The sequence below is a fragment of the Aquabacterium sp. J223 genome (assembly GCF_024666615.1).
GTDB lineage: Bacteria > Pseudomonadota > Gammaproteobacteria > Burkholderiales > Burkholderiaceae_C > J223.
Window position 1 is genome coordinate 2,194,166 of sequence record NZ_CP088297.1, and the last position, 23,687, is coordinate 2,217,852.

At 70.7% G+C, this 23,687-nt stretch carries 22 protein-coding genes and 1 other RNA gene; 2 read left to right on the forward strand and 21 right to left on the reverse strand.

Features of this window, described 5'->3' with window-relative positions; genetic code table 11:
• Positions 1-6: 6 nt before the first annotated feature.
• The 14 genes from LRS07_RS10585 to nirB all read right to left on the reverse strand — a co-directional run bounded on the left by LRS07_RS10585 (position 7) and on the right by nirB (position 14,647).
• Complete coding sequence (locus LRS07_RS10585; protein WP_260501871.1) at positions 7-726, reverse strand: ABC transporter ATP-binding protein; 720 nt, start codon at positions 724-726, stop codon at positions 7-9.
• Positions 723-1,502: an ABC transporter ATP-binding protein gene (locus tag LRS07_RS10590; RefSeq protein WP_260501872.1), complete on the reverse strand. Its 780-nt coding sequence runs from the start codon at positions 1,500-1,502 to the stop codon at positions 723-725. Before LRS07_RS10590 ends, LRS07_RS10585 begins: the two co-directional genes overlap by 4 nt.
• 13 nt (positions 1,503-1,515) lie before the next feature.
• On the reverse strand, positions 1,516-2,373 hold the full coding sequence (locus LRS07_RS10595) for a branched-chain amino acid ABC transporter permease (protein WP_260501873.1): 858 nt from the start codon (positions 2,371-2,373) through the stop codon (positions 1,516-1,518).
• Between the two features lie 2 nt (positions 2,374-2,375).
• Positions 2,376-3,257, reverse strand: coding sequence for a branched-chain amino acid ABC transporter permease (locus tag LRS07_RS10600; RefSeq protein WP_260501874.1), 882 nt, complete (start codon positions 3,255-3,257; stop codon positions 2,376-2,378).
• 65 nt (positions 3,258-3,322) lie between these two features.
• Positions 3,323-4,498 (reverse strand): ABC transporter substrate-binding protein, encoded by a 1,176-nt coding sequence (locus LRS07_RS10605; protein WP_260501875.1) that lies wholly within the window; start codon positions 4,496-4,498, stop codon positions 3,323-3,325.
• A gap of 37 nt (positions 4,499-4,535) precedes the next feature.
• Positions 4,536-4,886 carry a protein tyrosine phosphatase family protein gene (locus LRS07_RS10610; protein WP_260501876.1) on the reverse strand — a complete coding sequence of 117 codons (351 nt, stop codon included), beginning with the start codon at positions 4,884-4,886 and terminating at the stop codon, positions 4,536-4,538.
• Positions 4,887-4,976: 90 nt separating this feature from the next.
• The gene (locus LRS07_RS10615; RefSeq protein WP_260501877.1) at positions 4,977-5,438 is read right to left on the reverse strand and encodes a GatB/YqeY domain-containing protein; all 462 of its coding nucleotides are present in this window, start codon (positions 5,436-5,438) and stop codon (positions 4,977-4,979) included.
• An 85-nt stretch (positions 5,439-5,523) separates the two neighbouring features.
• Positions 5,524-5,736, reverse strand: a complete 213-nt coding sequence (gene rpsU, locus LRS07_RS10620; RefSeq protein ID WP_104301834.1) for a 30S ribosomal protein S21 — start codon at positions 5,734-5,736, stop codon at positions 5,524-5,526.
• 180 nt (positions 5,737-5,916) lie between these two features.
• On the reverse strand, positions 5,917-7,137 hold the full coding sequence (locus LRS07_RS10625; protein WP_260501878.1) for a BaiN/RdsA family NAD(P)/FAD-dependent oxidoreductase: 1,221 nt from the start codon (positions 7,135-7,137) through the stop codon (positions 5,917-5,919).
• Between the two features lie 31 nt (positions 7,138-7,168).
• On the reverse strand, positions 7,169-7,951 hold the full coding sequence (gene cobA / locus LRS07_RS10630) for a uroporphyrinogen-III C-methyltransferase (RefSeq protein ID WP_260501879.1): 783 nt from the start codon (positions 7,949-7,951) through the stop codon (positions 7,169-7,171).
• Entirely contained in the window at positions 7,948-8,904 is a 957-nt protein-coding gene (gene ybiB, locus LRS07_RS10635) for a DNA-binding protein YbiB (protein WP_260501880.1), read from the reverse strand. Before ybiB ends, cobA begins: the two co-directional genes overlap by 4 nt.
• 49 nt (positions 8,905-8,953) lie before the next feature.
• Entirely contained in the window at positions 8,954-11,758 is a 2,805-nt protein-coding gene (locus LRS07_RS10640; protein WP_260501881.1) for a nitrate reductase, read from the reverse strand.
• Between the two features lie 22 nt (positions 11,759-11,780).
• Positions 11,781-12,203, reverse strand: a complete 423-nt coding sequence (gene nirD / locus LRS07_RS10645; protein ID WP_260501882.1) for a nitrite reductase small subunit NirD — start codon at positions 12,201-12,203, stop codon at positions 11,781-11,783.
• 8 nt (positions 12,204-12,211) lie between these two features.
• The gene (nirB, locus tag LRS07_RS10650) at positions 12,212-14,647 is read right to left on the reverse strand and encodes a nitrite reductase large subunit NirB (RefSeq protein WP_260501883.1); all 2,436 of its coding nucleotides are present in this window, start codon (positions 14,645-14,647) and stop codon (positions 12,212-12,214) included.
• A gap of 657 nt (positions 14,648-15,304) precedes the next feature.
• On the opposite strand from nirB, the gene LRS07_RS10655 reads away from it, so the two are divergent.
• Positions 15,305-16,261 (forward strand): GGDEF domain-containing protein, encoded by a 957-nt coding sequence (locus LRS07_RS10655; protein WP_260501884.1) that lies wholly within the window; start codon positions 15,305-15,307, stop codon positions 16,259-16,261.
• 43 nt (positions 16,262-16,304) lie between these two features.
• Here LRS07_RS10655 and ssrS read toward each other — a convergent pair.
• The 7 genes from ssrS to LRS07_RS10690 all read right to left on the reverse strand — a co-directional run bounded on the left by ssrS (position 16,305) and on the right by LRS07_RS10690 (position 21,247).
• A non-coding RNA gene (gene ssrS, locus LRS07_RS10660) (6S RNA) lies at positions 16,305-16,482 on the reverse strand.
• Between the two features lie 46 nt (positions 16,483-16,528).
• Positions 16,529-16,843, reverse strand: a complete 315-nt coding sequence (locus LRS07_RS10665; RefSeq protein WP_260501885.1) for a cell division protein ZapA — start codon at positions 16,841-16,843, stop codon at positions 16,529-16,531.
• A complete protein-coding gene (locus LRS07_RS10670) occupies positions 16,840-17,100 on the reverse strand; it encodes a DUF904 domain-containing protein (protein ID WP_260501886.1) in 261 nt (86 codons plus the stop codon). Before LRS07_RS10670 ends, LRS07_RS10665 begins: the two co-directional genes overlap by 4 nt.
• 70 nt (positions 17,101-17,170) lie before the next feature.
• Complete coding sequence (gene nth / locus LRS07_RS10675; RefSeq protein WP_260501887.1) at positions 17,171-17,818, reverse strand: endonuclease III; 648 nt, start codon at positions 17,816-17,818, stop codon at positions 17,171-17,173.
• A 25-nt stretch (positions 17,819-17,843) separates the two neighbouring features.
• The gene (locus LRS07_RS10680; protein ID WP_260501888.1) at positions 17,844-18,539 is read right to left on the reverse strand and encodes an RnfABCDGE type electron transport complex subunit B; all 696 of its coding nucleotides are present in this window, start codon (positions 18,537-18,539) and stop codon (positions 17,844-17,846) included.
• A 25-nt stretch (positions 18,540-18,564) separates the two neighbouring features.
• Positions 18,565-19,875, reverse strand: a complete 1,311-nt coding sequence (locus tag LRS07_RS10685) for a polyhydroxyalkanoate depolymerase (protein WP_260501889.1) — start codon at positions 19,873-19,875, stop codon at positions 18,565-18,567.
• Between the two features lie 175 nt (positions 19,876-20,050).
• Positions 20,051-21,247: an amino acid aminotransferase gene (locus LRS07_RS10690; RefSeq protein WP_260501890.1), complete on the reverse strand. Its 1,197-nt coding sequence runs from the start codon at positions 21,245-21,247 to the stop codon at positions 20,051-20,053.
• Between the two features lie 151 nt (positions 21,248-21,398).
• Between LRS07_RS10690 and uvrB the strand changes: the two genes are divergently transcribed.
• On the forward strand, positions 21,399-23,522 hold the full coding sequence (uvrB, locus tag LRS07_RS10695; RefSeq protein ID WP_260501891.1) for an excinuclease ABC subunit UvrB: 2,124 nt from the start codon (positions 21,399-21,401) through the stop codon (positions 23,520-23,522).
• Positions 23,523-23,687: the final 165 nt, after the last annotated feature.

Below are 23,687 nucleotides of genomic sequence, written 5' to 3' on the forward strand. Positions count from 1 at the left end.
TCGGCCTCAGCCGCCCAGGTAGGCTTCCTGCACCTTCGGGTCGTCCAGCAGGTCGCGGCCGCGGCCGCTGACGACGATCCTCCCCGTCTCCAGCACGTAGGCCCGGTGGGCGATCTTCAGCGCCTGGCGCACGTTCTGCTCGACCAGGAAGATGGTCAGGCCCTGGGCGTTGATCTCCCGCAGCGTGCGGAAGATGTCCTGCACGATGATGGGCGCCAGCCCCATCGACGGCTCGTCCAGCAGCAGCAGCCGCGGCCGGGCCATCAGCGCGCGGCCGATGGCCAGCATCTGCTGCTCGCCGCCGGACAGGTTGCCGGCCAGGCCGTCCAGCCGCTCCTTCAGGCGCGGGAAGAGGGCGAAGACACGGTCCAGGTCGGCCTCGCGCTCGGCCTTGCCGTCGCGGCGGGTGTAGCCGCCGAGCTCCAGGTTCTCGCGCACGGTCAGCGTGGTCAGCGTGGCCCGGCCCTCGGCCACCTGCACCATGCCGCGTTCGACGATGCGGTGCGGCGACCAGCGGCCGATGTCTTCGCCCTCGAACAGCACCTGGCCGGCGGCCTTCTTCACCAGGCCCGACAGCGCCATCAGGGTGGTCGACTTGCCGGCGCCGTTGGCACCGACCAGCGTGGTGATCTCGCCCGGCTGCAGGTCCAGGCTGATGCCCTTGACCGCCTGGATGTGGCCGTAGGCGACCTGCAGGTCCTGCACTTCCAGCATCGGCCGGCTCATCGGGTCGCCTCCGCCACCGGCTCGTCGTCGCGGCCCAGGTAGGCCTCGATCACCTGCGGGTCGTGGCGCACCTGCTCGGGGCCGCCCTCGCTGATGATGCGGCCGAAGTTGAGCACCGCGATGCGTTCGCACAGGCCCATGACGAAGCGCATGTCGTGCTCGATCAGGAAGATGGTGAAGCCCCGGGCCTTGATGCCCTCGATGACGCGCATCAGCTCGGTCTTCTCCGCGCTGTTCATGCCGGCCACCGGCTCGTCCAGCATCAGCAGCTTCGGCTGCGTGGCCAGCGCCCGCGCCAGCTCCAGCTTGCGCTGGTCGCCGTAGGACAGGTTGTCGGCCAGCTCGCCGTGCTTGTGGTCCAGCTTGACCCAGGACAGCAGTTCCATCGCATGGTCGCGCGCGCGCTGCTCCTGCTCGCGGAACGCCTTCAGCGAGAACAGCAGGCCGGCGGTGCCGTAGCCGAGGTGGCGGTGCGCGCCGACGGTGACGTTCTGCAGCAGCGTCATCTCCTTGAAGACGCGGATGTTCTGGAAGGTGCGCGCGATGCCGAGCTGGGTGACCTGGTGCGGCTTGTGACCGGGCAGCGAACGGCCTTCGAACAGGATGTCGCCGCCCGACGGCTGCTGCAGGCCGGTGATGAGGTTGAAGACGGTGGTCTTGCCGGCGCCGTTGGGGCCGATGAGGCCGAAGATGGTGCCGGCGGGCACCTCGAAGCTGACGTCCTGCAGCACCTGCAGGCCGCCGAAGTTCTTCGACAGGTGGGAGAGCTTGAGCATGTCCCGTCCCCCCTCAGGCCGCGCGCCGGCCGAACCAGCGCTTGAAGCGCAGCGGGTCCCACAGCCCCTTGGGCAGGAAGAGGGTGATCACGACCAGGATCAGGCCGTTGACCACCAGCCGGAAGTCCTTCAGGCCGCGCAGCAGTTCGGGCAGCAGGGTGAGGATGGTGCTGCCCAGCACCGGACCGGTCAGCCCGCCGATGCCGCCGAGGATGGCCATGGTCAGGATCTCCACCCCGCGGTCGAAGCCGTACTCGTTGGGGCCGATGAAGAAGGTCAGGTGCGCGTTCAGCGCGCCGGCCAGCCCGGCGATGACCGCGCCCAGCACGAAGGCCAGCAGCTTGAAGCGGTTGACGTCCACGCCCATCAGGCCGGCGGCGGTCTCGTCCTCCTTGATGGCCTCGAAAGCGCGGCCCACCTTCGAGCGGCGCAGCCGCCACAGCACGAAGAGCGTGATCGCGACGGCCAGCGCCACATGCCACCACTGGGTCAGCGGCGGGATGCCGTTCAGGCCCAGCGCGCCGCCGGTCCACTGATCGGTGTTGAGGATGGTCACCCGCACCACCTCGCCGAAGCCCAGCGTCGCCATCGCCAGGTAGACGCCCGACAGGCGCAGCGTCGGCGTGCCGATGACCAGCGCCATCAGCGCCGGTGCCGCCATGCCGCCCGCCAGCGCGACGGGGAAGGGCGCACCGACCAGCATGGTCAGCAGCGCCGAGGTGTAGGCGCCGATGCCCATGAAGGCGGCGTTGGCCATGGCCAGCAGCCCGCAGGACAGCGTGAGGTAGATCGACAGCGCCAGCAGCGCGTTGGTGCCCAGCGTGAGCACCAGGTTGCTGTAGATGGCCCAGAAGTTCTCGAAGCTGCCCACGATCAAACCTTGCGCTCTTGCTGCCGGCCGAACAGCCCCGTCGGCTTGACCAGCAGGATGAGGAACAGCAGGCCGAAGGCCACGGCGTCGCGCATGGTCGAGCCGACGTAGGCCACCGACAGCACCTCGGCGAAGCCGAGGAAGAGGCCGCCCAGCATGGCGCCGCGGATGTCGCCCATGCCGCCGAGGATGATCACCGCGATGCCCTTGTGCAGCATCGGCTGGCCCATCAGCGGGAAGACGGCGTTGGAGTACAGCCCGATCAGCACCCCGGCCACGCCGCCCAGGCCGGCGGCGATGAAGGAGGTGAGGATGAACAGCTTCTCGACGTGGATGCCGAGCAGGTAGGCGGCCTTCGGTGATTCGGCGATGGCCCGCAGGGCGCGGCCCGTCTGCGTGCGGCGGATGACCAGCAGCAGCGCCGCCATCAGCGCGAAGGAGCCGAGGATGATGCCCAGCTCCAGCGAGGTGAGGTGCAGTTCGCCGATGTCCAGCGACTGGTCGGACAGCACCTCGGGCGGGAAGCGCAGGTTCTCGGCGCCGAAGAGGCCCTGCACCGTGCTGTTCAGCGCGATGCCGACGCCGATGGTGGCGATCATCGGGATCAGGTGCGGCGCATTGCGCTTGCGCAGCGGCCGCAGCACCAGCACGTCGATCGCCACGCCGAGCAGGCCGCTGACGACGAAGCCGACGACCAGCGCCGCCCACCACGGCAGCGACCACAGCAGCACCGCCTGCAGGGCGGCGTAGGCGCCGACCATGAACACCGCGCCGTGCGAGAGGTTGATGACGCCCAGCACGCCGAAGATGAGCGTGAAGCCCAGCGCGAAGAGCGCGTAGACGCAGCCCAGCGACAGGCCGTTGATCAGCTGTTGTTCCAGCACGGTGGTGATCCCGGTCAAAAAAACGGGGCGTCGTCACCGACGCCCCGGTTGCGCTGGCGCGCGGCTTACTTCTCGAGGACGAACTTGCCGTTCTTCGTCACGCTGACGATGGCGGTCTGCTTGGCGTCGTAGCCGGCGGGCTTGCCCGAGCGGTCGCTGGCGCGGGTGAACTCGAAGGCACCGGTGGCGCCGGTCCACTTCACCGTCGGCAGGGCGTCACGCAACGCGGTCCGGTCGGCGGCCAGGTTGCCGCTGAACTTCACCTTCTTCATCGCCTGGGTGGCGATGTACATCGCGTCGTAGGCCTGGGCCGCGAACTGGTCCGGCGCCGACTTGTACTTGCTGGTGTAGGCGACGATGAACTTGCGGTTGGCGTCGGTCTGGTTCTCGATCGACCAGGGGCTGCCCACCCACAGGTTGTCGGCGCGCTCCTTGGCGAGGTCGAAGACCCGCACCGAGTTCATGCCGTTGCCGCCGATGACCGGCACGTTCAGGCCGAGCTGGCGCGCCTGCACCATGATCGGGGCGCCTTCGGCGATGAGCGCCGACAGCACCAGCGCGTCGGGGTTGGTGGCCTTGATCTTGGTGAGCTGGGCCTTGAAGTCGACGTCGCCCTTGGCGAAGGTCTCGGTGGTGGTGACCGGGATCTTCAGGTCGTCGAGCGCCCTCTTGAAGTTGTCGTAGCCGCTCTTGGTGAAGACGTCGTCGTTGCCGTAGAGCACGGCCACCTTCTTCACGCCGGCCTTCTTCACCGCCATCTTCAGCGTCTCGGGCAGCACGTCGGCCTCGGTGACCGAGTTGCGGAAGACGTAGTCGCCGATCGAGGTGATGCCGTCGGCGGTGTTCGACGTGCCGAAGGCCACCGTCTTGGCGGCCTGGGCGATCGGGTCCGCCGCCTGCGCGGAATTCGACAGCGTCGGGCCGAACACCATCAGCACCTGGTCCTGGAAGATCAGCTTCTTGAAGACGTTGATCGCCTCTTCCTTCTTGCCCTGCTCGTCCTCGACGACCAGGCTGATCTTGCGGCCATTGACGCCACCGGCGGCGTTGATCTCGTCGACGGCCAGCTGGAAGCCGTTGCGGATGGCCACGCCGTACTGCGCGGCGCCGCCGGACAGGGCTTCGGCCACGCCGATCTTGAGGTCCTGCGCCTGGGCCAAGGTCAGGGTGGGCAGGCCGGCCGCGGCGGCCAGCGCGACACCGGCGATCAGGTGCCGGCGGTGGAAACGGGGCTGGGTCATGTCGTCTGTCTCTCGTCGTTGTGTGGGGAAAGGGACGTCACCGGTCCATCGCGATCGCCTGCTGGTACAGCCGCGTCGAACGGGCGCCCGAGCGGCAGAAGGCCAGCAGCGGCCGCGGCAGCTCCGCCAGCAGTTCGGCGAAGCGCGCGATCTCGTCCGGCGACTGCCAGCCGCCCTGCACCGGCAGGTGCGCATAGACCAGGCCCGCCTCGTTGGCCGCGGCCTCGATGGCCGCGCTGGTGGGCTGGTCCGGGCCGCCCTCGAAGTCGGGCCGGTTGTTGACCACGCTCTTGAAGCCCTGCGCGGCGGCCACGGCCATGGCGGCCGGCTCCAGCTGCGGGGCGACGCAGACATCGGGGGCGATGCGCTGCAGGGGAAGGCTGCTCATCTCGACTCCTGGCGGGGCGGAACGGACACGGACGGCCCGGGCAGGGAAGCGGTCCGTGGACTGCAACAAGCGGTTTGCAGGGGCGCGAGCTTAACCCTGCAGCGCGCGCTTGACCGCTGCGGAGACTGCGGACATCTCCGCCTTTCCCGACAGCTCGGCCTTCGCCAGCGCCATCAGCTTGCCCATGTCGCCCGCGGCTGGCGGGCGGCCGAGTTCGGCGGCCACCTGCTGCACCAGGGCGGCCACGGCGGTGGCCAGCTCGGCCTCGCCCAGGCGCTGCGGCAGGTAGGCCTGCAGCACGGTGATCTCGGCCGCTTCCTTGTCCGCCAGGTCCTGCCGGCCGCCGGCCTGGTAGGCGGCCACCGAGTCGCGGCGCTGCTTGACCATCTTGTCGACCACGCCGACGACGGCCGCGTCGTCCAGCGTGATGCGTTCGTCGACCTCGCGCTGCTTGATGGCGGCCAGCAGCAGGCGCACGGTGGACAGCCGGTCGCTGTCCTTGGCGCGCATGGCGGCCTTCATGTCGTCCTGGATGCGTTCTTTCAAGCTCATGGTGCGGGGCGGTGGAGGTCGGAAAAACAAAGAAGCCCGCGGCGGCGTCCCGCGCGGGCTTCCTGGTGGCCGAGGCGCCGGGTGCTCAGTACAGCTTCTTCGGCAGCTGCATGCTGCGCACGCGCTTGAAGTGGCGCTTCACCGCCGCAGCCTTCTTGCGCTTGCGCTCGGCCGTGGGCTTCTCGTAGAACTCGCGTGCGCGCAGTTCGGTCAGCAGGCCCAGCTTCTCGATCGTGCGCTTGAAGCGGCGCAGGGCCACGTCGAACGGCTCGTTTTCTTTGACGCGAATGGTGGTCATGTAACGGAAAGTCCTTGGGGGAGGTGCGCTCGGTGTCGGCGGCGGGCCTCAAGCGGCGGCCAGGGGTGCGGAAGGTTCCGGAATCCCCACCCAGGCCACCAGCGGCGCCAGACTCGTCGCCTGGGCTGCCCTCGGCGCCCGGCCGATCGAACACGCGGTTCTTGCTAGCAAAGACGACGATTATAGCCCGGCGACGCTGTACGTCCGCAAGGCCCGCCCACAGGCCGCCGCACTGGCCCAGGCCCACTGGAAGTTGTAGCCGCCCAGCCAGCCGGTGACGTCGACCACCTCGCCGATGAAATGCAGGCCCGGCACGCGGCGGCTTTCCAGGCTTTGCGAGCTGAGCTCCCGGGTGTCGACGCCGCCGGCCATCACTTCGGCCTTCTTCCAGCCCTCGGTGCCGCTGGGCCGCGGTTGCCAGCGCCGCAGGCCCTCCGCGAGGCGGGCGATGTCGCGGTCGCGCAACTCGGCCACGGGCTTGTGCGCCTCGAGGTCGTGCGCCGCCAGCCACTGCTCGGCCAGCCGCTGCGGCAGCACCTGCGCCAGGCGGTTGCCGAGCTGGCGTCGCGCGCCGGCCGCCTTGTCGGCGAGCAGTTCGTCGGCCAGCGGCCGTCCTGCCAGGAGGTCGATGTCCAGCGGCTGGCCGGCTCGCCAGTGGCTGGACGCCTGCAGGACGCCCGGGCCGCTCAGGCCCCGGTGGGTGAACAGCAGGTCCTCGTCGAAGGTGGGCGCCGGCCGGTCGCCGGCGCGGATGTGCACCGGCAGCGCCACCCCGGCCAGGCCGGCGAATGGCGCCCACGCCGCGGCGTCGAAGGTCAGCGGCACCAGCGCCGGCCGCGGCTCGACCACCGCATGGCCGAAGCGCCGTGCCAGGCGCAGGCCGAAGTCGGTGGCGCCGATGGCGGGCACCGGCAGGCCGCCGGTGGCGACCACCACCTGGGCAGCGCGCACCGGGCCGGCCGCCGTGTCGACTTCGAAGCCGCGGTCGGACGGCCGGACCTCGCCCACGGCGCACGGCTGGCGGCGCACCACGCCGCCGGCGTCGCATTCGCGCAGCAGCAGGTCGATGACCTGCTGGCTGCTGTCGTCGCAGAACAGCTGCCCCTTGTGCTTCTCGTGGAAGGGGATGCGGTGGCGTTGCACCAGCGCGATGAAGTCGGCCGCGGAGTAGCGCGCCAGCGCCGAGCGGGCGAAGCGCGGGTTCTCGGACAGGAAGTGCGCCGGCCCGGCGTCGCGGTTGGTGAAGTTGCAGCGGCCGCCGCCGGAGATGCGGACCTTTTCCGCCACCTTGGGCGAGTGGTCGAGCAGCAGCACCGTCAGACCGCGCTGCCCTGCGATGCCCGCGCAGAACAGCCCGGCGGCGCCGGCGCCGATGACGACGGCGTCGAAGACAGGGGGCATGCGGCCGGATTATCCCGGCCGGGCCGGCCCGTCAGGCCGTGAGGCGGACCGGGTCGGCCGGCGCCTCGCCCGCTCGCGCCAGCCCGAGCAGCACGTCGCCGACGATCAACACCGCCGGGCTGCCGAGCCCGGCCGCGGTCACCGCCGCCGGCAGCGTGCCGAGCGTGGCGACCACCTGGCGTTGCTGCGGCAGCGTCGCGTGCTGCACGGCGGCGGCCGGCGTGTCGCCGGGCAGTGCCTGCAGCAGCCCGGCCGACAGCGCGGGCAGCTGCGCGATGCCCATGTAGACGACCAGCGTCAGCCCCTGCGCCGCCGCGTGCCCGAGCGCCGCCCAGTCCGGCGGCTGGCCGCCCTCGCGGGCATGGCCGGTGACCAGGATGACCCCCCGCGCATGGTCGCGGTGGGTCAGCGGCACGCCGAGCGAGGTGCCGGCGGCCAGCCCCGCGGTGATGCCGTTCACCACCTCGACCTCGATGCCCGCCGCGCGCAGCACCTCGGCCTCCTCCCCGCCGCGGCCGAAGACGAAGGGGTCGCCGCCCTTGAGCCGCACCACGCGCTCGCCGGCCAGCGCCTCGGCCACCATCAGCCGCTCGATGAAGGCCTGCGGCGTGCTGGCACAGCCGCCGCGTTTGCCGACGTGGACGATGCGCGGCGGCGCGTCGACGCCGGCCAGCGCGGTGGCCAGCACGTCGGGTCCGACCAGGTCGTCGACCAGCAGCACCGTGGCGCGGCGGATCGTCTTCACCGCCTTCAGCGTCAGCAGTTCGGGGTCGCCGGGCCCGGCGCCGACCAGGGCGCACCAGGGCCGGCTCACGCCGTCCTCTCCTTGAGCGCCTCGCCGCGCTCGATCGCCCGCACCGCCGCCACGATGGCCTGCACCTGCTGCTCCAGCGGGCCCGGGGCCGGCTTCTCGCCGCTCAGCACCGACTGGATGTACAGCGCGGTGGTGGTGGCGTCGTGCTGGCGGGGCAGCACCGGCAATTCGGCCAGCACGCCCTCCTGCGGCGCCAGGCTGAGGTCCTCGCGCCGCAGGCCGCCGATGACCACGTCCATGCGGGGCTGCCGGCGCGGATCGGCGACCGGCTCGCCCTCGGTGCCGCGCAGCAGCAGCATGTCGGCGTGCGTCGCCGCGGCGTACTGCCGCATCAGTTCGCCGAACTCGGGGTGGGTGTGGTTGACCACCCGCAGCGCGCGGCCGGCCAGCGGCTTGAGCATCTTGGCCACGGTGTGGCCCGAGTTGCGCACGCCGACCACGCGGCGCACGTCGAGCAGGGCGGCCAGCGGCGGGCACATCAGGTCGGTGCGCACGAAGGCCGGCTCCTGGCGCGACCAGGCCTGCTCGGCCTCCTCCACCTGCCGGGCGATGGCGAGGCCGAGGCTGTGGAAGACGTCGGCGGTGGTGACCCGCGCCGGGTCCTGCAGCGGGCCGTGCACCACCACCTTCAGCCCTTCCTGCGCCAGCCGCAGCGCCAGCAGGGGCGTGAGGTTGGGCAGGCGGCGGGCGCCGTTGTAGGACGGCAGCAGCACCACCGGCGCACCGGCCTCGGGCAGCGGCGCGCAGCGTTCGTGGGTGGCGTCGAGGAAGCCGATCAGCTCGTCCAGCGATTCGCCCTTGACCCGCATGGCCAGCGCGAAGGCGCCGATCTCCAGGTCCGTGACCTGCCGGTCCAGCACCTGGCGCATCAGGTCCAGCGCCTGTTCGCGGTCCAGCGACCTGGCGCCGGCGGCGCCGCGGCCGATCTCCCTGATGTGGTGGGCAATGCTCATTCGAAACCCCTGCGCCGGATTCGCAAGTTTCAGGCCTTTGGGGAGACCCTCATGCGGCGGCGGGCAGGCCCACCGGCTGCGCGGCCATGCGCTTGAGCGTCGGCAGGCAGGACCCGCATTGCGTGCCGCAGCGCAGCCGCTGCTGCAGCGCGGCGACGCGGGCGGCCTCGCCGCGTTCGTCCATGGCCGCCAGGGCCTCGAGGATCTGCGGCTCCCGCACGTCCAGGCAGGCGCAGACCTGCCGCCCGCGGTCGACCACCGCCACCGGCGGCGTGGCGCCCGCCTGCAGCAGCTGGCGGCCGAAGCGGCCGGCCGGGCTTCCCTCGTCGAGCAGGCCGCGGATCCAGGCCTCGGCGCTGGTGTCGCCGGCCAGGAGCAGGCCGGTCAGCCGCCAGTCGCCGGCGCCGTCGGGCACCAGCCGCAGGCGCCGGCGCTGGCCTCGGCGCGGGTCGTCGTAGCGCAGCAGGCGCTCGCCGTCGGTGAGGTCGAGCGCCGCCTGCACGGCGTCGAGCAGCGCGGCCGGCGGCGGCTCGTAGGCCGCGGCCCGGAACAGCACGCCGCTGCGGTCGCGGCCGAACGGCACGCAGGTGGCGAAGCCGAAGCGCGGCAGCAGCGCGCGCAACGCGGTCAGCGCCTGGGGCGCACGGTCATCGGGCAACCAGGCGGCGGCGACCAGCCGCCACGGCAGCTCGGCGCGCACCACCTTCACCGCAGCGTGCTTCAGTTCCGGCTGCTTCGACGTGGGGCAGAAGGCCCCGGTGGTCAGCGCGTTGACGCCCGGCAGCGGATCGCCGTGGCCGTTCTGGCCGCTGACGAACTCCTCGCCCCAGTGCATCGCGATGAAGGCCTGGGCCGGTGCCACCGCCGTGGTGGTCTGCACGGGCAGCAGCAGCGTGCCGCGGCGCGAGGTGACCTGCGCCAGCGCGCCGTCCGCCAGGCCGAGGCGGGCGGCGTCCGACGGGTGCAGCTCGACCGTGGGTTCCGGCACATGGCCGAAGAGGCGGCCCAGCGTGCCGGTGCGGCTCATGCCGTGCCACTGGTCGCGCAGGCGGCCGGTGGTCAGGCTGAACGGGAAGCGGGCGTCGCGCGGCTCGGCCAGCGGCACGAAGGGCGCGTCGAAGAACTTGGCGCGGCCGTCGTCGGTGGCGAAGTGGAAGTCGGTGTAGAGCCGTTCGGCGCCCTGTTCGGCGCCCTGCGGCATGGGCCAGCACTGCGGCCCCTGGCGCTCCAGCACCAGCCAGTCGAGGCCGGTGATGTCGAGGTCGCGGCCCCGGGTCGATTCGCGGTGCTCGCGCCACACCGCCTGCGCGCTGTCGTAGGGGAACAGCGTCGGCCGGCCGGGGCGCAGCCGCAGCTCCAGCCGGCGCGCGATGTCGCGGGCGATGCGCCAGTCGTCGCGTGCCTCGCCGGGCGGCGGCACCGCGGCGCGCACGCGGCTGATGCGGCGCTCGCTGTTGGTCACCGTGCCGTCCTTCTCGCCCCAGCTGCTGGCCGGCAGCAGCAGGTCGGCGTAGGGCGCGGTGGCGGTGGTGGCGTAGGCCTCCTGCAGGATCACGAACTCGGCGCGCTGCAGGGCGCGGCGCACGGTGGCCTGGTCGGGCATCGACTGGGCGGGGTTGGTGCAGGCGATCCACAGCGCCTTCACCTCGCCGTCGGCGGCGGCCTGGAACAGCTCGACGGCGGTCTTGCCGGGCGTGGCCGGCACGTCATCGACGCCCCACAGCCCGGCCACTTCTGCGCGGTGGGCCGGGTTCGCCAGGTCGCGGTGGGCCGACAGCAGGTTGGCCAGGCCGCCGACCTCGCGCCCGCCCATGGCGTTGGGCTGGCCGGTGAGCGAGAAGGGACCGGCACCCGGCCTGCCGATCTGGCCGCAGGCCAGGTGCAGGTTGATCAGCGCGGCGTTCTTGGCGGTGCCGTCGGCGCTCTGGTTAAGGCCCTGGCAGTAGAGCGACAGCGTCGGCCGGCGCCCCGCCACCCCGGGCTCGACGCCGGCGAACCAGCGCGCCGCCTGCACCAGCGCCGCCTCGTCCAGCCCGGTGAGCTGCGCCGTGAGCGCCGGCGTGGCGTTGCGCACGCGCGCCTTCAGCGCGTCGAAGCCGGTGGTGTGGGCCTCGATGAAGGCGGCGTCGACCCAGCCCTCCCACAGCATCAGGTGCAGCAGGCCGTGGTACAGCGCCACGTCGCTGCCGGGCAGCAGCGGCAGGTGCAGGTCGGCCATCTCGGCCGTCTCGGTGCGCCGCGGGTCGGCGACGACGATCTTCAGGCCGGGGTTGTCGCGCTTGGCGTCCTCGATGCGGCGGAAGAGCACCGGGTGTGCCCAGGCGGTGTTGCTGCCGGTGATGAACACCGTGGCGGCGTGGCGCACGTCGTCGTAGCAGGCCGGCGGCGCGTCGGCGCCCAGCGTGGCCTTGTAGCCGGCCACCGCCGAGCTCATGCACAGCCGCGAGTTGGTGTCGACGTTGTTGGTGCCCAGCAGCCCCTTGGCCAGCTTGTTGAAGACGTAGTAGTCCTCGGTCAGCAGCTGGCCGGAGAGGTACAGGCCCACCGCGTCGGGCCCGTCGCGTTCGACGATGCCGGCCAGGCGCTGTGCGGCAAGGTCCATCGCGGCGTCCCAGCCGAGGGGCTGCAGCGGCCCGCCGCGTTGCGGCCGGTGCTGCGGCGCCAGCAGCCGGTGGCCCTGCACCAGCACCGGCGACGCGGTCAGGTGCAGCGTGCTGCCCTTGGTGCACAGGCGGCCGAAGTTGGCCGGATGGTCGGGGTCGCCGCGCACGCCGGTGATGGCGTCGCCGTCGCTCTCGATGACGACGCCGCAGCCGACGCCACAGTAAGGGCAGGTGGACTTCGTCTCGCGCATGGCCGCAGTGCTCAGGCCGCGATCACGCCGAATGCGGCGCCTGCACGTCGAAGGTCTGGTCGCCCACCGCGCCGGTGGTGGCGCCCGGGCCGGCCACCGGCGCCGGCAGGTCCAGCGCGTGGGTGGCCAGCTCGTGGCCGTCCAGCATCACCTGGCCGGCCTCGACCTTGACGGCGAAGCGCGGCGTGCAGCCCTCGTCCGGCGCCGCGGCGCAGCCGCTGTCCAGCCCGATGCTCCAGTTGTGCAGCGGGCAGGCCACCGATTCGCCGAAGACGATGCCCTGGCTCAGCGGCCCGCCCCTGTGCGGGCAGCGGTCGAGCAGGGCGAACACCTTGTCCTCGGCGTTGCGGAACACGGCCACGGCCATGCCTCGGGGCCGCGCCACGCGGCGCGCCCCGAGCACGGGGATGTCCTCGACGCGGCAGATGGTCTTCCAGTCGCTCATGGTGGGCTTCAGGCGGGTTGCAGGGGGATGAACTGGCGGGTGTCCACCGCGGCCTTGTCGAACTCGAACCAGGGGTCGGGTTCGCCGTCGAGCGAGAACTGCAGCTTGGCCCAGAGCTGGCGGCGCAGGTCGTCGTCCTCGAGGATCTTCTTCTTCACGTAGTCCAGGCCGACGCGGTTGATGTAGTGGCAGGTGCGCTCCAGGTACCAGCCCTCCTCGCGGTAGAGCTGGAGGAAGGCGCCGGAGTACTCCAGCACCTCCGCCGGCGTCTTCAGCTTGACGAAGAAGTGCGCCACCTCGGTCTTGATGCCGCCGTTGCCGCCGACGTAGATCTCCCAGCCCGAATCGACGCCGATCACGCCGACGTCCTTGATGCCGGACTCCGCGCAGTTGCGCGGGCAGCCGCTGACGGCGAGCTTGACCTTGTGCGGCGCGTACATGCGCCACAGCGCACGCTCCAGGTCCTTGCCCATCTGGGTGGAGTCCTGGGTGCCGAAGCGGCACCACTCGCTGCCCACGCAGGTCTTCACCGTGCGCAGCGCCTTGGCGTAGGCGTGCCCCGAGGCCATGCCGATGTCCTTCCAGACGTTGACCAGGTCCTCCTTCTTCACGCCCAGCAGGTCGATGCGCTGGCCGCCGGTCACCTTGACGGTGGGGATCTTGTACTTGTCCACCGCGTCGGCGATGCGGCGCAGTTCGTCGGCGGTGGTCTCGCCGCCCCACATGCGCGGCACCACGCTGTAGGTGCCGTCCTTCTGGATGTTGGCGTGGCTGCGCTCGTTGATGAAGCGGCTCTGCGGGTCGTCCTGCGCTTCCTTCGGCCAGGTGCTGATCAGGTAGTAGTTCAGCGCCGGACGGCAGGTGGCGCAGCCGTTGGGCGTGCGCCAGCCCAGGCGCTTGTGCACCTCGGCGATGGTCAGCAGGTGGTCGGCGCGGATGGCCTCGCGGGCGTCCTGGTGGCTGGCGTCGGTGCAGCCGCACATCGCCTTCTTGGTCGGCGGCTTGGAGTAGTCGCCGCCGGCGGTGAACATCAGCAGCTGCTCGACCAGGCCGGTGCAGGAGCCGCAGCTGGCGCTGGCCTTGGTGTGCTTGCGCACCTCATCCAGCGTGAACAGGCCCTTCTCCTTGATGGCCTTGCAGATGGCGCCCTTGTTGACGCCGTTGCAGCCGCAGACCTCGTCGGTGTCGGCCATCGCCGCGGCCTTGCTGTGGCCTTCGTGGCCGACGTCGCCGATGTTGGATTCGCCGAACATCAGCTTGTCGCGGATGTCGTGCACCGCGCGGCCCTCGCGCAGCAGCTTGAAGTACCAGGAGCCGTCCACCGTGTCGCCGTACAGGCAGGCGCCGATGAGCTTGTCGTCCTTCAGCACCAGCTTCTTGTAGACGCCGCCGGCGGCGTCGCTCAGCACCACCTCCTCGCAGTCGGGGCCGCCGGTAAAGTTGCCGGCCGAGAACAGGTCGATGCCGGTGACCTTGAGCTTGGTCGAGACCTGGCTGCCGGTGTACAGGCCGATGCCGAACTCGGCCAGGTGGGTGGCGCAGACCCGGCCCTGCTCGAACAGCGGCGCCACCAGGCCGTAGGCGATGCCCCGGTGGGCGGCGCATTCGCCCACCGCATAGATGCGCGCGTCGGTCACGGTCTGCAGGGTGTCGGTGACGACGATGCCGCGGTTGCAGTGCAGGCCGCTCTTTTCGGCCAGCTCGGTGTTCGGCCGGATGCCCGCGGCCATCACCACCAGGTCGGCCGGGATGGCGCTGCCGTCCTTGAAGCGGACGGAGCCGACGCGCCCGTCCTCGGCGGGCAGCAGCGCTTCGGTGTGGGCCGAGAGGCGGAACTTGAGCCCGCGCGCTTCCAGCGACTTCTGCAGCAGGCGTCCGGCGGTCTCGTCGAGCTGCCGTTCCATCAGCCAGGGCGAGATGTGGACCACCGTCACGTCCATGCCGCGCAACATCAGGCCGTTGGCCGCCTCCAGGCCGAGCAGGCCGCCGCCGATGACCACCGCGTGCCGGTGCGTCTTCGCCGTCTCGATCATTGTGTCGGTGTCGGCGATGTCGCGGTACGCGATGACGCCCGGCAGGTCCTTGCCCGGCACCGGCAGGATGAAGGGGTTGGAGCCGGTGGCCAGCAGCAGGCGGTCGTACTCCGCCTCGGTGCCGTCCTCCGCCCGCACGACGCGGCGCCGGCGGTCGATCTGCACCACCTTCTTGCCGCGGTGCAGGGTGATGCCGTGCTCCTCGTACCACGCCAGCGGGTTGAGGATGATCTCGTCGATCGTCTGCTCACCGGCGAGCACCGGCGACAGCAGGATGCGGTTGTAGTTCGGGTGCGGCTCGGCACCGAAGATCGTCACCTCGTACAGATCGGGCGCGATCTTCAACAGCTCCTCGATCGTGCGGACACCGGCCATGCCGTTGCCCACCATCACCAGCTTCATCTTCTTCATGGCGTCGCTCGCTTCGGGTCACACCAGGGGCGCTGCACGGCAGGACGGGCGCACGCGCAACGGTGCGGCCCGGTCCATGGCGACCGGCAGTGGGAGGGAACAGGGAGGGGGACAGTCGGGCTCACGTGGCGCTCCGTTTCGCTTGCACGAAACCCGCCGGGGCCAGAGGCCGCATGGCGGTTCAAGGAGGCACATCGGCTGCGCACTGCGGTGTGCGCAGGACCGGCGTTGCGGTGCCCAATCCGGGCGCGACGCTGCGCCCGCGCATTGCAATGCAGCATCCATGCCACCCGGCCTTGCCTCGGCAAGGGCGACGGGGCCGCTGTGGCGAATGCGCGGCGGTGGTGCGGCCGCTGTCATCCGGTGCGCGGACTGCACCAGCGCGACACGTGACGCCCGCGTTGGCCGACGGCGCAAGCCCCCGAGACCAGGGGGTCCACTTGCGGTGGCGTTGGCCGAAACAGGGGGCTGATACGATGCTTTCCCAAGTTCAAGCTAGGGATCGCTTTGAATGTGCGCGGGCCTGCACTTGCCTCGCACCGACCACCCGCCGACCATGCGCGGAGACCGACGCGCGGCGCCGGCCCCGCCTCCGCTGACGCCTTCTCGGATGCCCGATTCGCTTTCTCCCCCGCCGACGCCGATGCCAGCCAGGGCGTGCTGGGCGCCTTGCTCCCGGCGCTGCTCGAGCGCCAGGGGGCGATGCTGCTGCTGAAGGACGTGGGCAGCGGTCGTTACGTCTGGGTGAGCCCGGCCATGGTCGCCTGGCTCGGCCTGCCCGCCGATCAGGTGCGCGGCCGCACCGACGTCGAGATCTTCGAAGGTGCGGTGGCCGCCAGCCTGCGCGCCGCCGACCAGACGGCGCTGTCGCACGGCGAAGGCGTGTTCGCCAGCGAGCACAAGTTCGACTGGCACGGGGTGCGGCAGGAGCTGTCGGTGCTGCGTGCGGTGACCCGGGGCGAGGACGGTCGGCGCTGGCTGTGCAGCCTGTGGACCGACCAGCGCGCCCACCGCGGCCGCGAGGCGCAGTTGCGCACGGCGCTCGAGCAGCTCGAGCAGCAGCAGCGCGCCAACGAACAGCTGCGGCGGGAGCTGCAGGAGCAGTCGGTGCGCGACCGCGTCACCGGGCTGTACTCGCGCGGCCATTTCGACGACCAGCTGCGCCGGGAGGTCGACCTTTCGACCCGCGAGCACCGCGAGTTCTCGATGGTGCTGATCGGCCTGGACCCGCCCACCGACCGGGTGCGCGACCGCGGCGAACAGGCCCAGGAGCGTGTGCTCGAGGCGGTGGGCCGGCTCCTGCGCAGCAACACCCGGGCGATGGACGCGTCCAGCCGCATCGACGAGCAGCGCTTCGCGGTGCTGCTGTCGGGTGTCGGGCTGGCCACCGCGCATGCCCGCATGGAAGGCCTGCGCCGGCAGTGCGCCACACAGATCGTCGTGCTCGACGGCGAGGACCTCGGCTTCACCGTGTCGATGGGCGTGGCCAGCTTCCCGCACACCGCCGTGTCCCAGGCCGACCTGGTCGACGCCTGCGAGACCGCGCTGACCGAAGCCCGCCGCCGGGGTGGGAACCAGGTGACGCTGGCCAGCATCCGCTTCGACGCGGAATGAAGAAGCGGCCTGGACCCGGAGAGGGGCAGGCCGCTTGAAGAAGGTGTTCGCCGCGAGCCGCGGGCCGCATTCCTGAACCCAGGTGGATTCAGGTGGGCGAGGTCAGCCGGGCATCGGGTTCATCTGACGCGAGACGATCGCACCAGCCCGGCAATGTTCCAAGCCCTTGCTCAAAGAGCATCGGTTCAAGGAAATAAAAACCCGCGCGAACGCGGCGAACGGATGTGATTTTAAGGCCGGGCCTGCACATCCTTGTGCTTGCAAAGGTCACAACAGGCGGCCGTCGTCGTTCAACGCCTCGTCGAGGCGCTGAACCAGCTGGGCCAGCCTGGCCTCGCCCGCCTCGCCGCCGAGCGCCGGGGCGCGCTGGGTGGTTTCGCGCCCCTTCTCCGCCAGTTGGAACGCGAGGTTGAGCGCGGCCAGCACGGCGATGCGCTCGCGGGCTTTGACCCGGCCGGCATCGCGGATGGCGCACATCTCGCGGTCCACCGACGCCACGGCGGCCTGCAGCGAAGTCTCGCCGCCATCCGGGCAGCCGAGCAGGTAGCTCTGGCCCATGATGGTCACTTCGATCTGCTTCATCGGCGGGCCTCGTCGTCGGGCGTCGGCGTGGGCGGCGTCTGCAGCGCGGCCGCGATGCGCGGTTCGGCATCGGGGGGCAGCCGCTCGAGCAGCGCGTCGATGCGGGCGCGGGCGGCGGCCAGCCGGGAGCGCAGGCTTTCGCGTTCGGCGCTCACGCTCTCCAACTGCTGGGCCAGCAGGACGTTGGTGCGCCGCAATTCGGCATGGCGCAGCAGCAGCCGCTCCACCCGCTCGGCAAGGTCTTCGATCTTCGACATGCTGGGTGGCGGTCGTCCGACGAGGTCGGCGGATTGTAGGCCGCGGTCCTGCGGCGGCCGCCGTGGCGGCTCAGGGCGTCGGCGGCGCTTCCACCAGCGGAAAGCTGTCGCACCAGCGGCTGACGGCGCAGTCCAGGCAACGCGGTCGGCGGGCCTGGCAGACGTAGCGGCCGTGCAGGATGAGCCAGTGGTGGGCGTCCTGCCGGTAGGCCTGCGGCACGCGGTCGAGCAGGCGCAGTTCCACCGCCAGCGGCGTGCGGCCGGGCGCCAGGCCGGTGCGGTTGGCGACGCGGAAGATGTGCGTGTCCACCGCCATCGTCGGCTCGCCGAACGCGACGTTGAGCACCACGTTGGCCGTCTTGCGGCCGACGCCGGGCAGCGCTTCCAGCGCCTCGCGATGGCGCGGCACCTCGCCGCCGTGCTGCTCGAGCAGGAGGCGGCAGGTGGCGAGCAGGTTCTTCGCCTTGGTGCGGTACAGCCCGATGGTGCGGATGTGTTCGGCGATCGCGGCCTCGCCGAGGGCGATCAGCCCGGCCGGCGTGTTGGCCACGGGGAACAGCCGGCGGGTTGCCTTGTTCACCCCGGCATCGGTGGCCTGCGCCGACAGCAGCACCGCGACCAGCAGCTCGAAGACGCTGCTGTACTCGAGCTCGGCCCGTGGCTCGGGGTTGGCCGCCCGAAGCGCGGCGAAAAAGGGGTCGACGTCCTGGTCGCGCACCGGCGGAGGTGGGCCCGGGGCGGGCTCAGACGGCCTGCGTCCGCCGGGCGCGGGCGTTCGCCAGCGCCTGGGCCAGCAGGCGCTGCGGGCGATGGTCGGCGCCGCCGGCCGGTGCCGGCGAGGGGGTGACCGTTGGCACGCCCGAGGCGGCATCCGCCGGCGTGGCCGCGTCGGGCGGCGCGTCACCCGCTGTGGCCGCCATGCCGGCGATCCCCTCCCGCCGGGCCTGGTGCGCGCGGTAGCGCTGCCGGGCCTGTTCCGCCTGCCAGGGTTGCCAGGCGGCCCAGCCGGTGCGCGCGGGTTCGGTGGTGTCGAGCCGGATGCAGTCCACCGGGCACGGCGGCAGGCACAGCGCGCAGCCGGTGCAATGGGCGGCGACGACCTGGTGCATGCGCTTCGGCGCGCCGACGATGGCGTCCACCGGACAGGCGTCAAGGCACAGCGTGCAGCCGATGCAGTCGGCCTCGGCGATGCGGGCGACGCGCAGCGGGCCCTCGTCCCCGCAGTCGGGGTCAAGCGGCAGCACGGAGCGGCCGGTCAGGGCTGCCAGCCGCGCGACGCCTTCCGCGCCCCCGGGAGGACAGCGGTTGATCGCCGCCGAGCCGTGCGCCATGGCCTCGGCATAACGGCGGCAGTCCGGGTAGCCGCAGCGCGTGCACTGCGTCTGCGGCAGGCTGGCGTCGAGCGCGTCGGCGAGCGAATCGGCGAGCGGCGGTGGCATCCGACCCTGCGGCTGGCGTGGCGCGTCAGCGTGCCGGCCGCGCCGCCACCGCTTCCGCGCTGGCGCCGGTGGCCCGGCCGTGGCGCTCGGCGACGGTACCGTCGAAACGGGCGATGAACTGGCGCACCTCGGGGTAGACCTTCTCGCGCCAGCGGCGGCCGGAGAAGATCCCGTAGTGGCCGGCGCCCTCGACGTCGTAGTGGAACTGACGCTCCGGCGGGATGCCGGTGCACAGGCCGTGCGCGGCCTTCGTCTGGCCGGCGCCCGAGATGTCGTCCAGTTCGCCTTCGATGGTCAGCAGCGCCGTCTGGCGGATGTCCTGTGGCCGCACCAGCTGGCCGTCGACCTGCCAGGTGCCGTTGACCAGCGCGAAGTCCTGGAAGACGGTCTTGATGGTGTCCAGGTAGTACTCGGCCGGCATGTCGAGCACCGCGTTGTACTCGTCGTAGAACTGACGGTGGGCTTCGACGCTTTCTTCGTCACCCCTCACCAGGTCGAGGAAGTAGTCGTAGTGCGAGCTGAGGTGCCGGTCGGGGTTCATCGCCACGAAACCGGTGTGCTGCAGGAAGCCGGGGTACACCGCGCGACCGGAGCCCGGGTAGTTCTGCGGCACGCGGTAGATGACGTTGTTCTCGAACCACTCGTAGCTCTTGTTCATCGCCAGGTTGTTGACCGCGGTGGGCGACCGGCGGGCGTCGATCGGGCCGCCCATCATGGTCATCGTGCGCGGCAGCGGTTCGCCTGCACTGGCCATCAGCGAGACCGCGGCCAGCACCGGCACGGTCGGCTGGCACACCGACATGACGTGCACATCGGGCCCGATGTGGCGGATGAACTCCTGCACGTAACGCACGTAGTCGTTGAGGTGGAAGGGCCCTGCGCTCACCGGCACCATGCGGGCATCGGTCCAGTCGGTGATGTAGACCTTGTGGTCCTGCAGCAGGCTGCGCACGGTGTCGCGCAGCAGCGTGGCGTGGTGGCCGGACAGCGGCGCCACCACCAGCACGGTGGGCTGCTGCTTCATGCGCGACAGCGCGTCCAGGTCGTCGGTGAAGCGCTTGAAGCGCAACAAGCGGCAGAACGGCTTCTCCAGCGCCACCTGTTCCTGCACCGCGACCTCGACGCCGCCGCATTGCGCGGTCTGGATGCCGAACTCCGGCTTCTCGTATTCCTTCGCCAGCCGGTGCACCAGGTCGAAGCCGGCCGACATCCGGTCGGCCAGCGGCGCTTGGGCGAAGGGCGACAGGGGGTGGCTGTACAGCTTGGCGGAGGCGCGGGCGAACTCGGCGAACGGGGCCGTCAATGCACGCTGGGTCTCGTAGATCTGGTAAAGCATGGCCATGCCCTCGGAATGCGATGAACACGCCAGCCGAGCCGGCGTGTGAAGCCGCACCCATGGTGCGGCGCAACATCCTCAATGGTGCACTGGGCGTGCCCGCCAGCAACCCGCAAAAACCACAGAAAAAATGCAGATCTGTCGCCGATCTGTCACGTTGGCGACAGTGTGGACGTCACACGACCTTGGCGATCGACTGAACCACGTGGTCGATGTTGTGGTCGTTGAGCGCCGCCACGCAGATGCGGCCGGAGTCCACCCCATAGACACCGAACTCGCTGCGCAGGCGCTGCATCTGCGCGGCGCTCAGGCCTGAATAGCTGAACATGCCCTGCTGCCGGGTGATGAAGCCGAAATCGCCGGGGACGCCCGCGTCGGTCAGCTTGGCGACGAACGCCTGCCGCATGGCGCGGATGCGCTGCCGCATCCCGGCCAGTTCCTCCTCCCACATCGCCCGCAGGGCCGGCGTGTCCAGCACGGTCGCCACCACTTGGGCCCCGTGCGTCGGCGGGTTGCTGTAGTTGGTGCGGATGACGATCTTGAGCTGGCTCAGCACGCGCTGGGCTTCTTCCGCGCTGGCGCAGACGACGCTCAGCGCGCCGACGCGTTCGCCGTACAGCGAGAAGCTCTTCGAGAACGAGGTGGAGACGAAGAAGTCGATGCCGGCCGCCAGGAACTGCTGCACCGCGGCGCCGTCCTCGGCCAGCCCCACACCGAAGCCCTGGTAGGCCATGTCAAGGAAGGGCACCAGGCGGCCCGACGTCACCGCCGCCACCACCTCCGTCCATTGGGCCGGCGTCAGGTCGTAACCCGTGGGGTTGTGGCAGCAGGCGTGCAGCACGACGACGGTGCCGGCAGGGGCCGCCCGCAGCGCGGCCAGCAGGCCGTCGAAGTGGATGCCCTTCGACTCGGCGTCGTAGTAGGGGTACGTGCCCACCTCGAAGCCGGCGTTGGTGAACAGCGCCCGGTGGTTCTCCCAACTCGGGTCGCTGATCAGCACCTTGGCGGCCGGGTTCAGCTTCTTCAGGAAATCGGCGCCGATCTTCAGCCCGCCGGTGCCGCCGATGGCCTGCACGGTGGCGACTCGGCCTTCCTTCAACACGGCGCTGCCGTCGCCGAACACCAGGCGCTGCACCGCCTTGTCATAGGCCGCGATGCCGTCAATCGGCAGGTAGCCACGGGCCTTCGGCGCCTCCATCAACTGACGCTCGGCCGTCGCCACGCACTTCAACAGCGGCAGGCGACCCTGCTCGTCGTAGTAGACGCCGACGCCGAGGTTGACCTTCTTGGGGTTGGTGTCGGCCGCGAACTGCTCGTTGAGGCCGAGGATGGGGTCACGCGGGGCGAGTTGGACGGTGTCGAACAGCGACATGGGCATTTCCGGGAAGTCGGGGAGGGCGGCCGGGGAACGGTCCGAGGCACCGGGCAGCGCTCGGGTACGCTGCAGGGTTGGCCGCGATCGCGACGCGACGGCGGCACCCGGCCGGGCCGGGATTCTAAGTGGTCACTTCACAACCCCTGGCATGTCGTCGAACCCCGTCCCCATCTCCCCACCTGCCGCAGAGGCGGGCGCCGCGACACCGGTCGAGGGCAGCTTCGTCGGCTTCCCCGGGTCGCCGTTCCAGCTTTTCCAGCCCTATCCGCCGGCGGGCGACCAGCCCGCCGCGATCGACCAGCTGGTCGAGGGCGTGCAGGACGGCCTGAGCTACCAGACGCTGCTCGGCGTCACCGGCTCCGGCAAGACCTTCACCATGGCCAACGTCATCGCCCGGCTGGGCCGCCCGGCCATCGTCTTCGCGCCGAACAAGACGCTGGCGGCGCAGCTCTACAGCGAGTTCCGCGAGTTCTTCCCCAAGAACGCGGTCGAGTACTTCGTCAGCTACTACGACTACTACCAGCCCGAGGCCTACGTCCCGCAGCGAGACCTGTTCATCGAGAAGGACAGCTCGATCAACGAGCACATCGAGCAGATGCGGCTGTCGGCCACCAAGAGCATCCTCGAGCGGCGCGACGTCGTGATCGTCGCTTCGGTCAGCGCGATCTACGGCATCGGCAAGCCGGAGGACTACACCCAGATGCGGCTGATCGTGCGCGTCGGCGACAAGCTGAGCCAGCGCGACCTCATCGCGCAGTTGGTCCGCATGCAATACACCCGCAACGAGGTGGACTTCGGCCGCGGCAGTTTCCGCGTGCGCGGCGACACCATCGACGTCTTTCCGGCCGAGCACTCCGAACTCGCGCTGCGCATTGAGTTGTTCGACGACGAGATCGAGAGCCTGTCGCTGCTCGACCCGCTGACGGGCCGGGTGCGGCAGAAGGTGCCTCGGTTCGTGGTCTACCCTTCCAGCCACTACGTGACGCCGCGCGAGCAGGTGCTGCGCGCCATCGACGGCATCAAGACCGAGCTGCGCGAGCGGCTGGACGAACTGGTCAAGGCCGGCAAGCTGGTCGAGGCCCAGCGCTTGGAGCAGCGCACCCGCTTCGACCTGGAGATGCTGCAGGAGGTGGGCCACTGCAAGGGCATCGAGAACTACACCCGGCACCTGTCCGGCGCGGCGCCGGGCGATCCGCCGCCGACGCTGGTCGACTACCTGCCGGCCGACGCGCTGATGTTCCTGGACGAGAGCCATGTGCTCATCGGCCAGTTGGGCGGCATGTTCAACGGCGACCGCGCCCGCAAGACGGTGCTGGTGGAGTACGGGTTCCGCCTGCCGTCGGCGCTGGACAACCGGCCGCTGAAGTTCGAGGAGTTCGAGCGCAAGATGCGGCAGGCCGTCTTCGTCACCGCCACGCCGGCCGACTACGAGAAGCAGCACGCCGGCCAGGTGGTGGAGCAGGTGGTGCGGCCCACCGGCCTGGTCGACCCGCAGGTGGAGGTGCGGCCCGCCGCCCACCAGGTGGACGACGTGCTGCAGGAGATCCGCGAGCGGGTGGACGTCGGCGAGCGGGTGCTGATCACCACGCTGACCAAGCGCATGGCCGAGCAGCTCACCGACTACCTCAGCGACAACGGCGTCAAGGTGCGCTACCTGCACTCGGACATCGACACCGTGGAGCGGGTGGAAATCATCCGCGACCTCCGGCTGGGCCAGTTCGACGTGCTGGTGGGCATCAACCTGCTGCGCGAGGGGCTCGACATCCCGGAGGTGTCGTTGGTCGCCATCCTCGACGCCGACAAGGAGGGCTTCCTGCGTGCCGAGCGCAGCCTGGTGCAGACCATCGGCCGGGCGGCCCGCAACGTCAACGGCAAGGCCATCCTGTACGGCGACAGGGTGACCGACTCGATGCGTCGTGCCATCGACGAGACGGAGCGGCGGCGCGCCAAGCAGATCGCGCACAACCTGGCCGAAGGCATCACGCCGCGCAGCGTGAAGAAGCAGGTCCGGGAGATGATCGATGGCGTGGTCAGCCAGCAGGACGACCGGGCCAAGCTGCGCTCGAACGAGCCGGAGGCCGGGGAGGCGCTGTCCGAGAAGGACCTGGGCAAGCGCATCAAGCAGCTCGAGCGGCAGATGCTCGAGCACGCCAAGAACCTGGAATTCGAGAAGGCGGCGCGCACGCGCGACCAATTGGCGCTGTTGCGGGAACAAGCGTTCGGCGCGGCGGTCCATGACAACGTGGTGCCGCTGTCAGGCAAGGCCGCTTGAAATCCCTCGCTGCCACGGGGGAACTTCTCCGCAGATGACCGACCGAATCAGTCGGCTTCATCTATAATCGAGCGAAACACTCGGGATTATTCGAGGGTTTTCCCCGGTTACCGCCGGATCCAAGCCGGAATGACAGCCGTATCACCAGAGGTCGTCATGTTTCGG

Coding starts and splice junctions, on each gene's coding strand:
- LRS07_RS10585 (WP_260501871.1), bottom strand. CDS start 726: ATGAGCCGGCCGATGCTGGAAGTGCAGGACCTGCAGGTCGCCTACGGC.
- LRS07_RS10590 (WP_260501872.1), bottom strand. CDS start 1,502: ATGCTCAAGCTCTCCCACCTGTCGAAGAACTTCGGCGGCCTGCAGGTG.
- LRS07_RS10605 (WP_260501875.1), bottom strand. CDS start 4,498: ATGACCCAGCCCCGTTTCCACCGCCGGCACCTGATCGCCGGTGTCGCG.
- LRS07_RS10610 (WP_260501876.1), bottom strand. CDS start 4,886: ATGAGCAGCCTTCCCCTGCAGCGCATCGCCCCCGATGTCTGCGTCGCC.
- LRS07_RS10615 (WP_260501877.1), bottom strand. CDS start 5,438: ATGAGCTTGAAAGAACGCATCCAGGACGACATGAAGGCCGCCATGCGC.
- rpsU (WP_104301834.1), bottom strand. CDS start 5,736: ATGACCACCATTCGCGTCAAAGAAAACGAGCCGTTCGACGTGGCCCTG.
- LRS07_RS10625 (WP_260501878.1), bottom strand. CDS start 7,137: ATGCCCCCTGTCTTCGACGCCGTCGTCATCGGCGCCGGCGCCGCCGGG.
- ybiB (WP_260501880.1), bottom strand. CDS start 8,904: ATGAGCATTGCCCACCACATCAGGGAGATCGGCCGCGGCGCCGCCGGC.
- LRS07_RS10640 (WP_260501881.1), bottom strand. CDS start 11,758: ATGCGCGAGACGAAGTCCACCTGCCCTTACTGTGGCGTCGGCTGCGGC.
- nirD (WP_260501882.1), bottom strand. CDS start 12,203: ATGAGCGACTGGAAGACCATCTGCCGCGTCGAGGACATCCCCGTGCTC.
- nirB (WP_260501883.1), bottom strand. CDS start 14,647: ATGAAGAAGATGAAGCTGGTGATGGTGGGCAACGGCATGGCCGGTGTC.
- LRS07_RS10665 (WP_260501885.1), bottom strand. CDS start 16,843: ATGAAGCAGATCGAAGTGACCATCATGGGCCAGAGCTACCTGCTCGGC.
- LRS07_RS10670 (WP_260501886.1), bottom strand. CDS start 17,100: ATGTCGAAGATCGAAGACCTTGCCGAGCGGGTGGAGCGGCTGCTGCTG.
- LRS07_RS10680 (WP_260501888.1), bottom strand. CDS start 18,539: ATGCCACCGCCGCTCGCCGATTCGCTCGCCGACGCGCTCGACGCCAGC.
- LRS07_RS10685 (WP_260501889.1), bottom strand. CDS start 19,875: ATGCTTTACCAGATCTACGAGACCCAGCGTGCATTGACGGCCCCGTTC.
- LRS07_RS10690 (WP_260501890.1), bottom strand. CDS start 21,247: ATGTCGCTGTTCGACACCGTCCAACTCGCCCCGCGTGACCCCATCCTC.
- uvrB (WP_260501891.1), top strand. CDS start 21,399: ATGTCGTCGAACCCCGTCCCCATCTCCCCACCTGCCGCAGAGGCGGGC.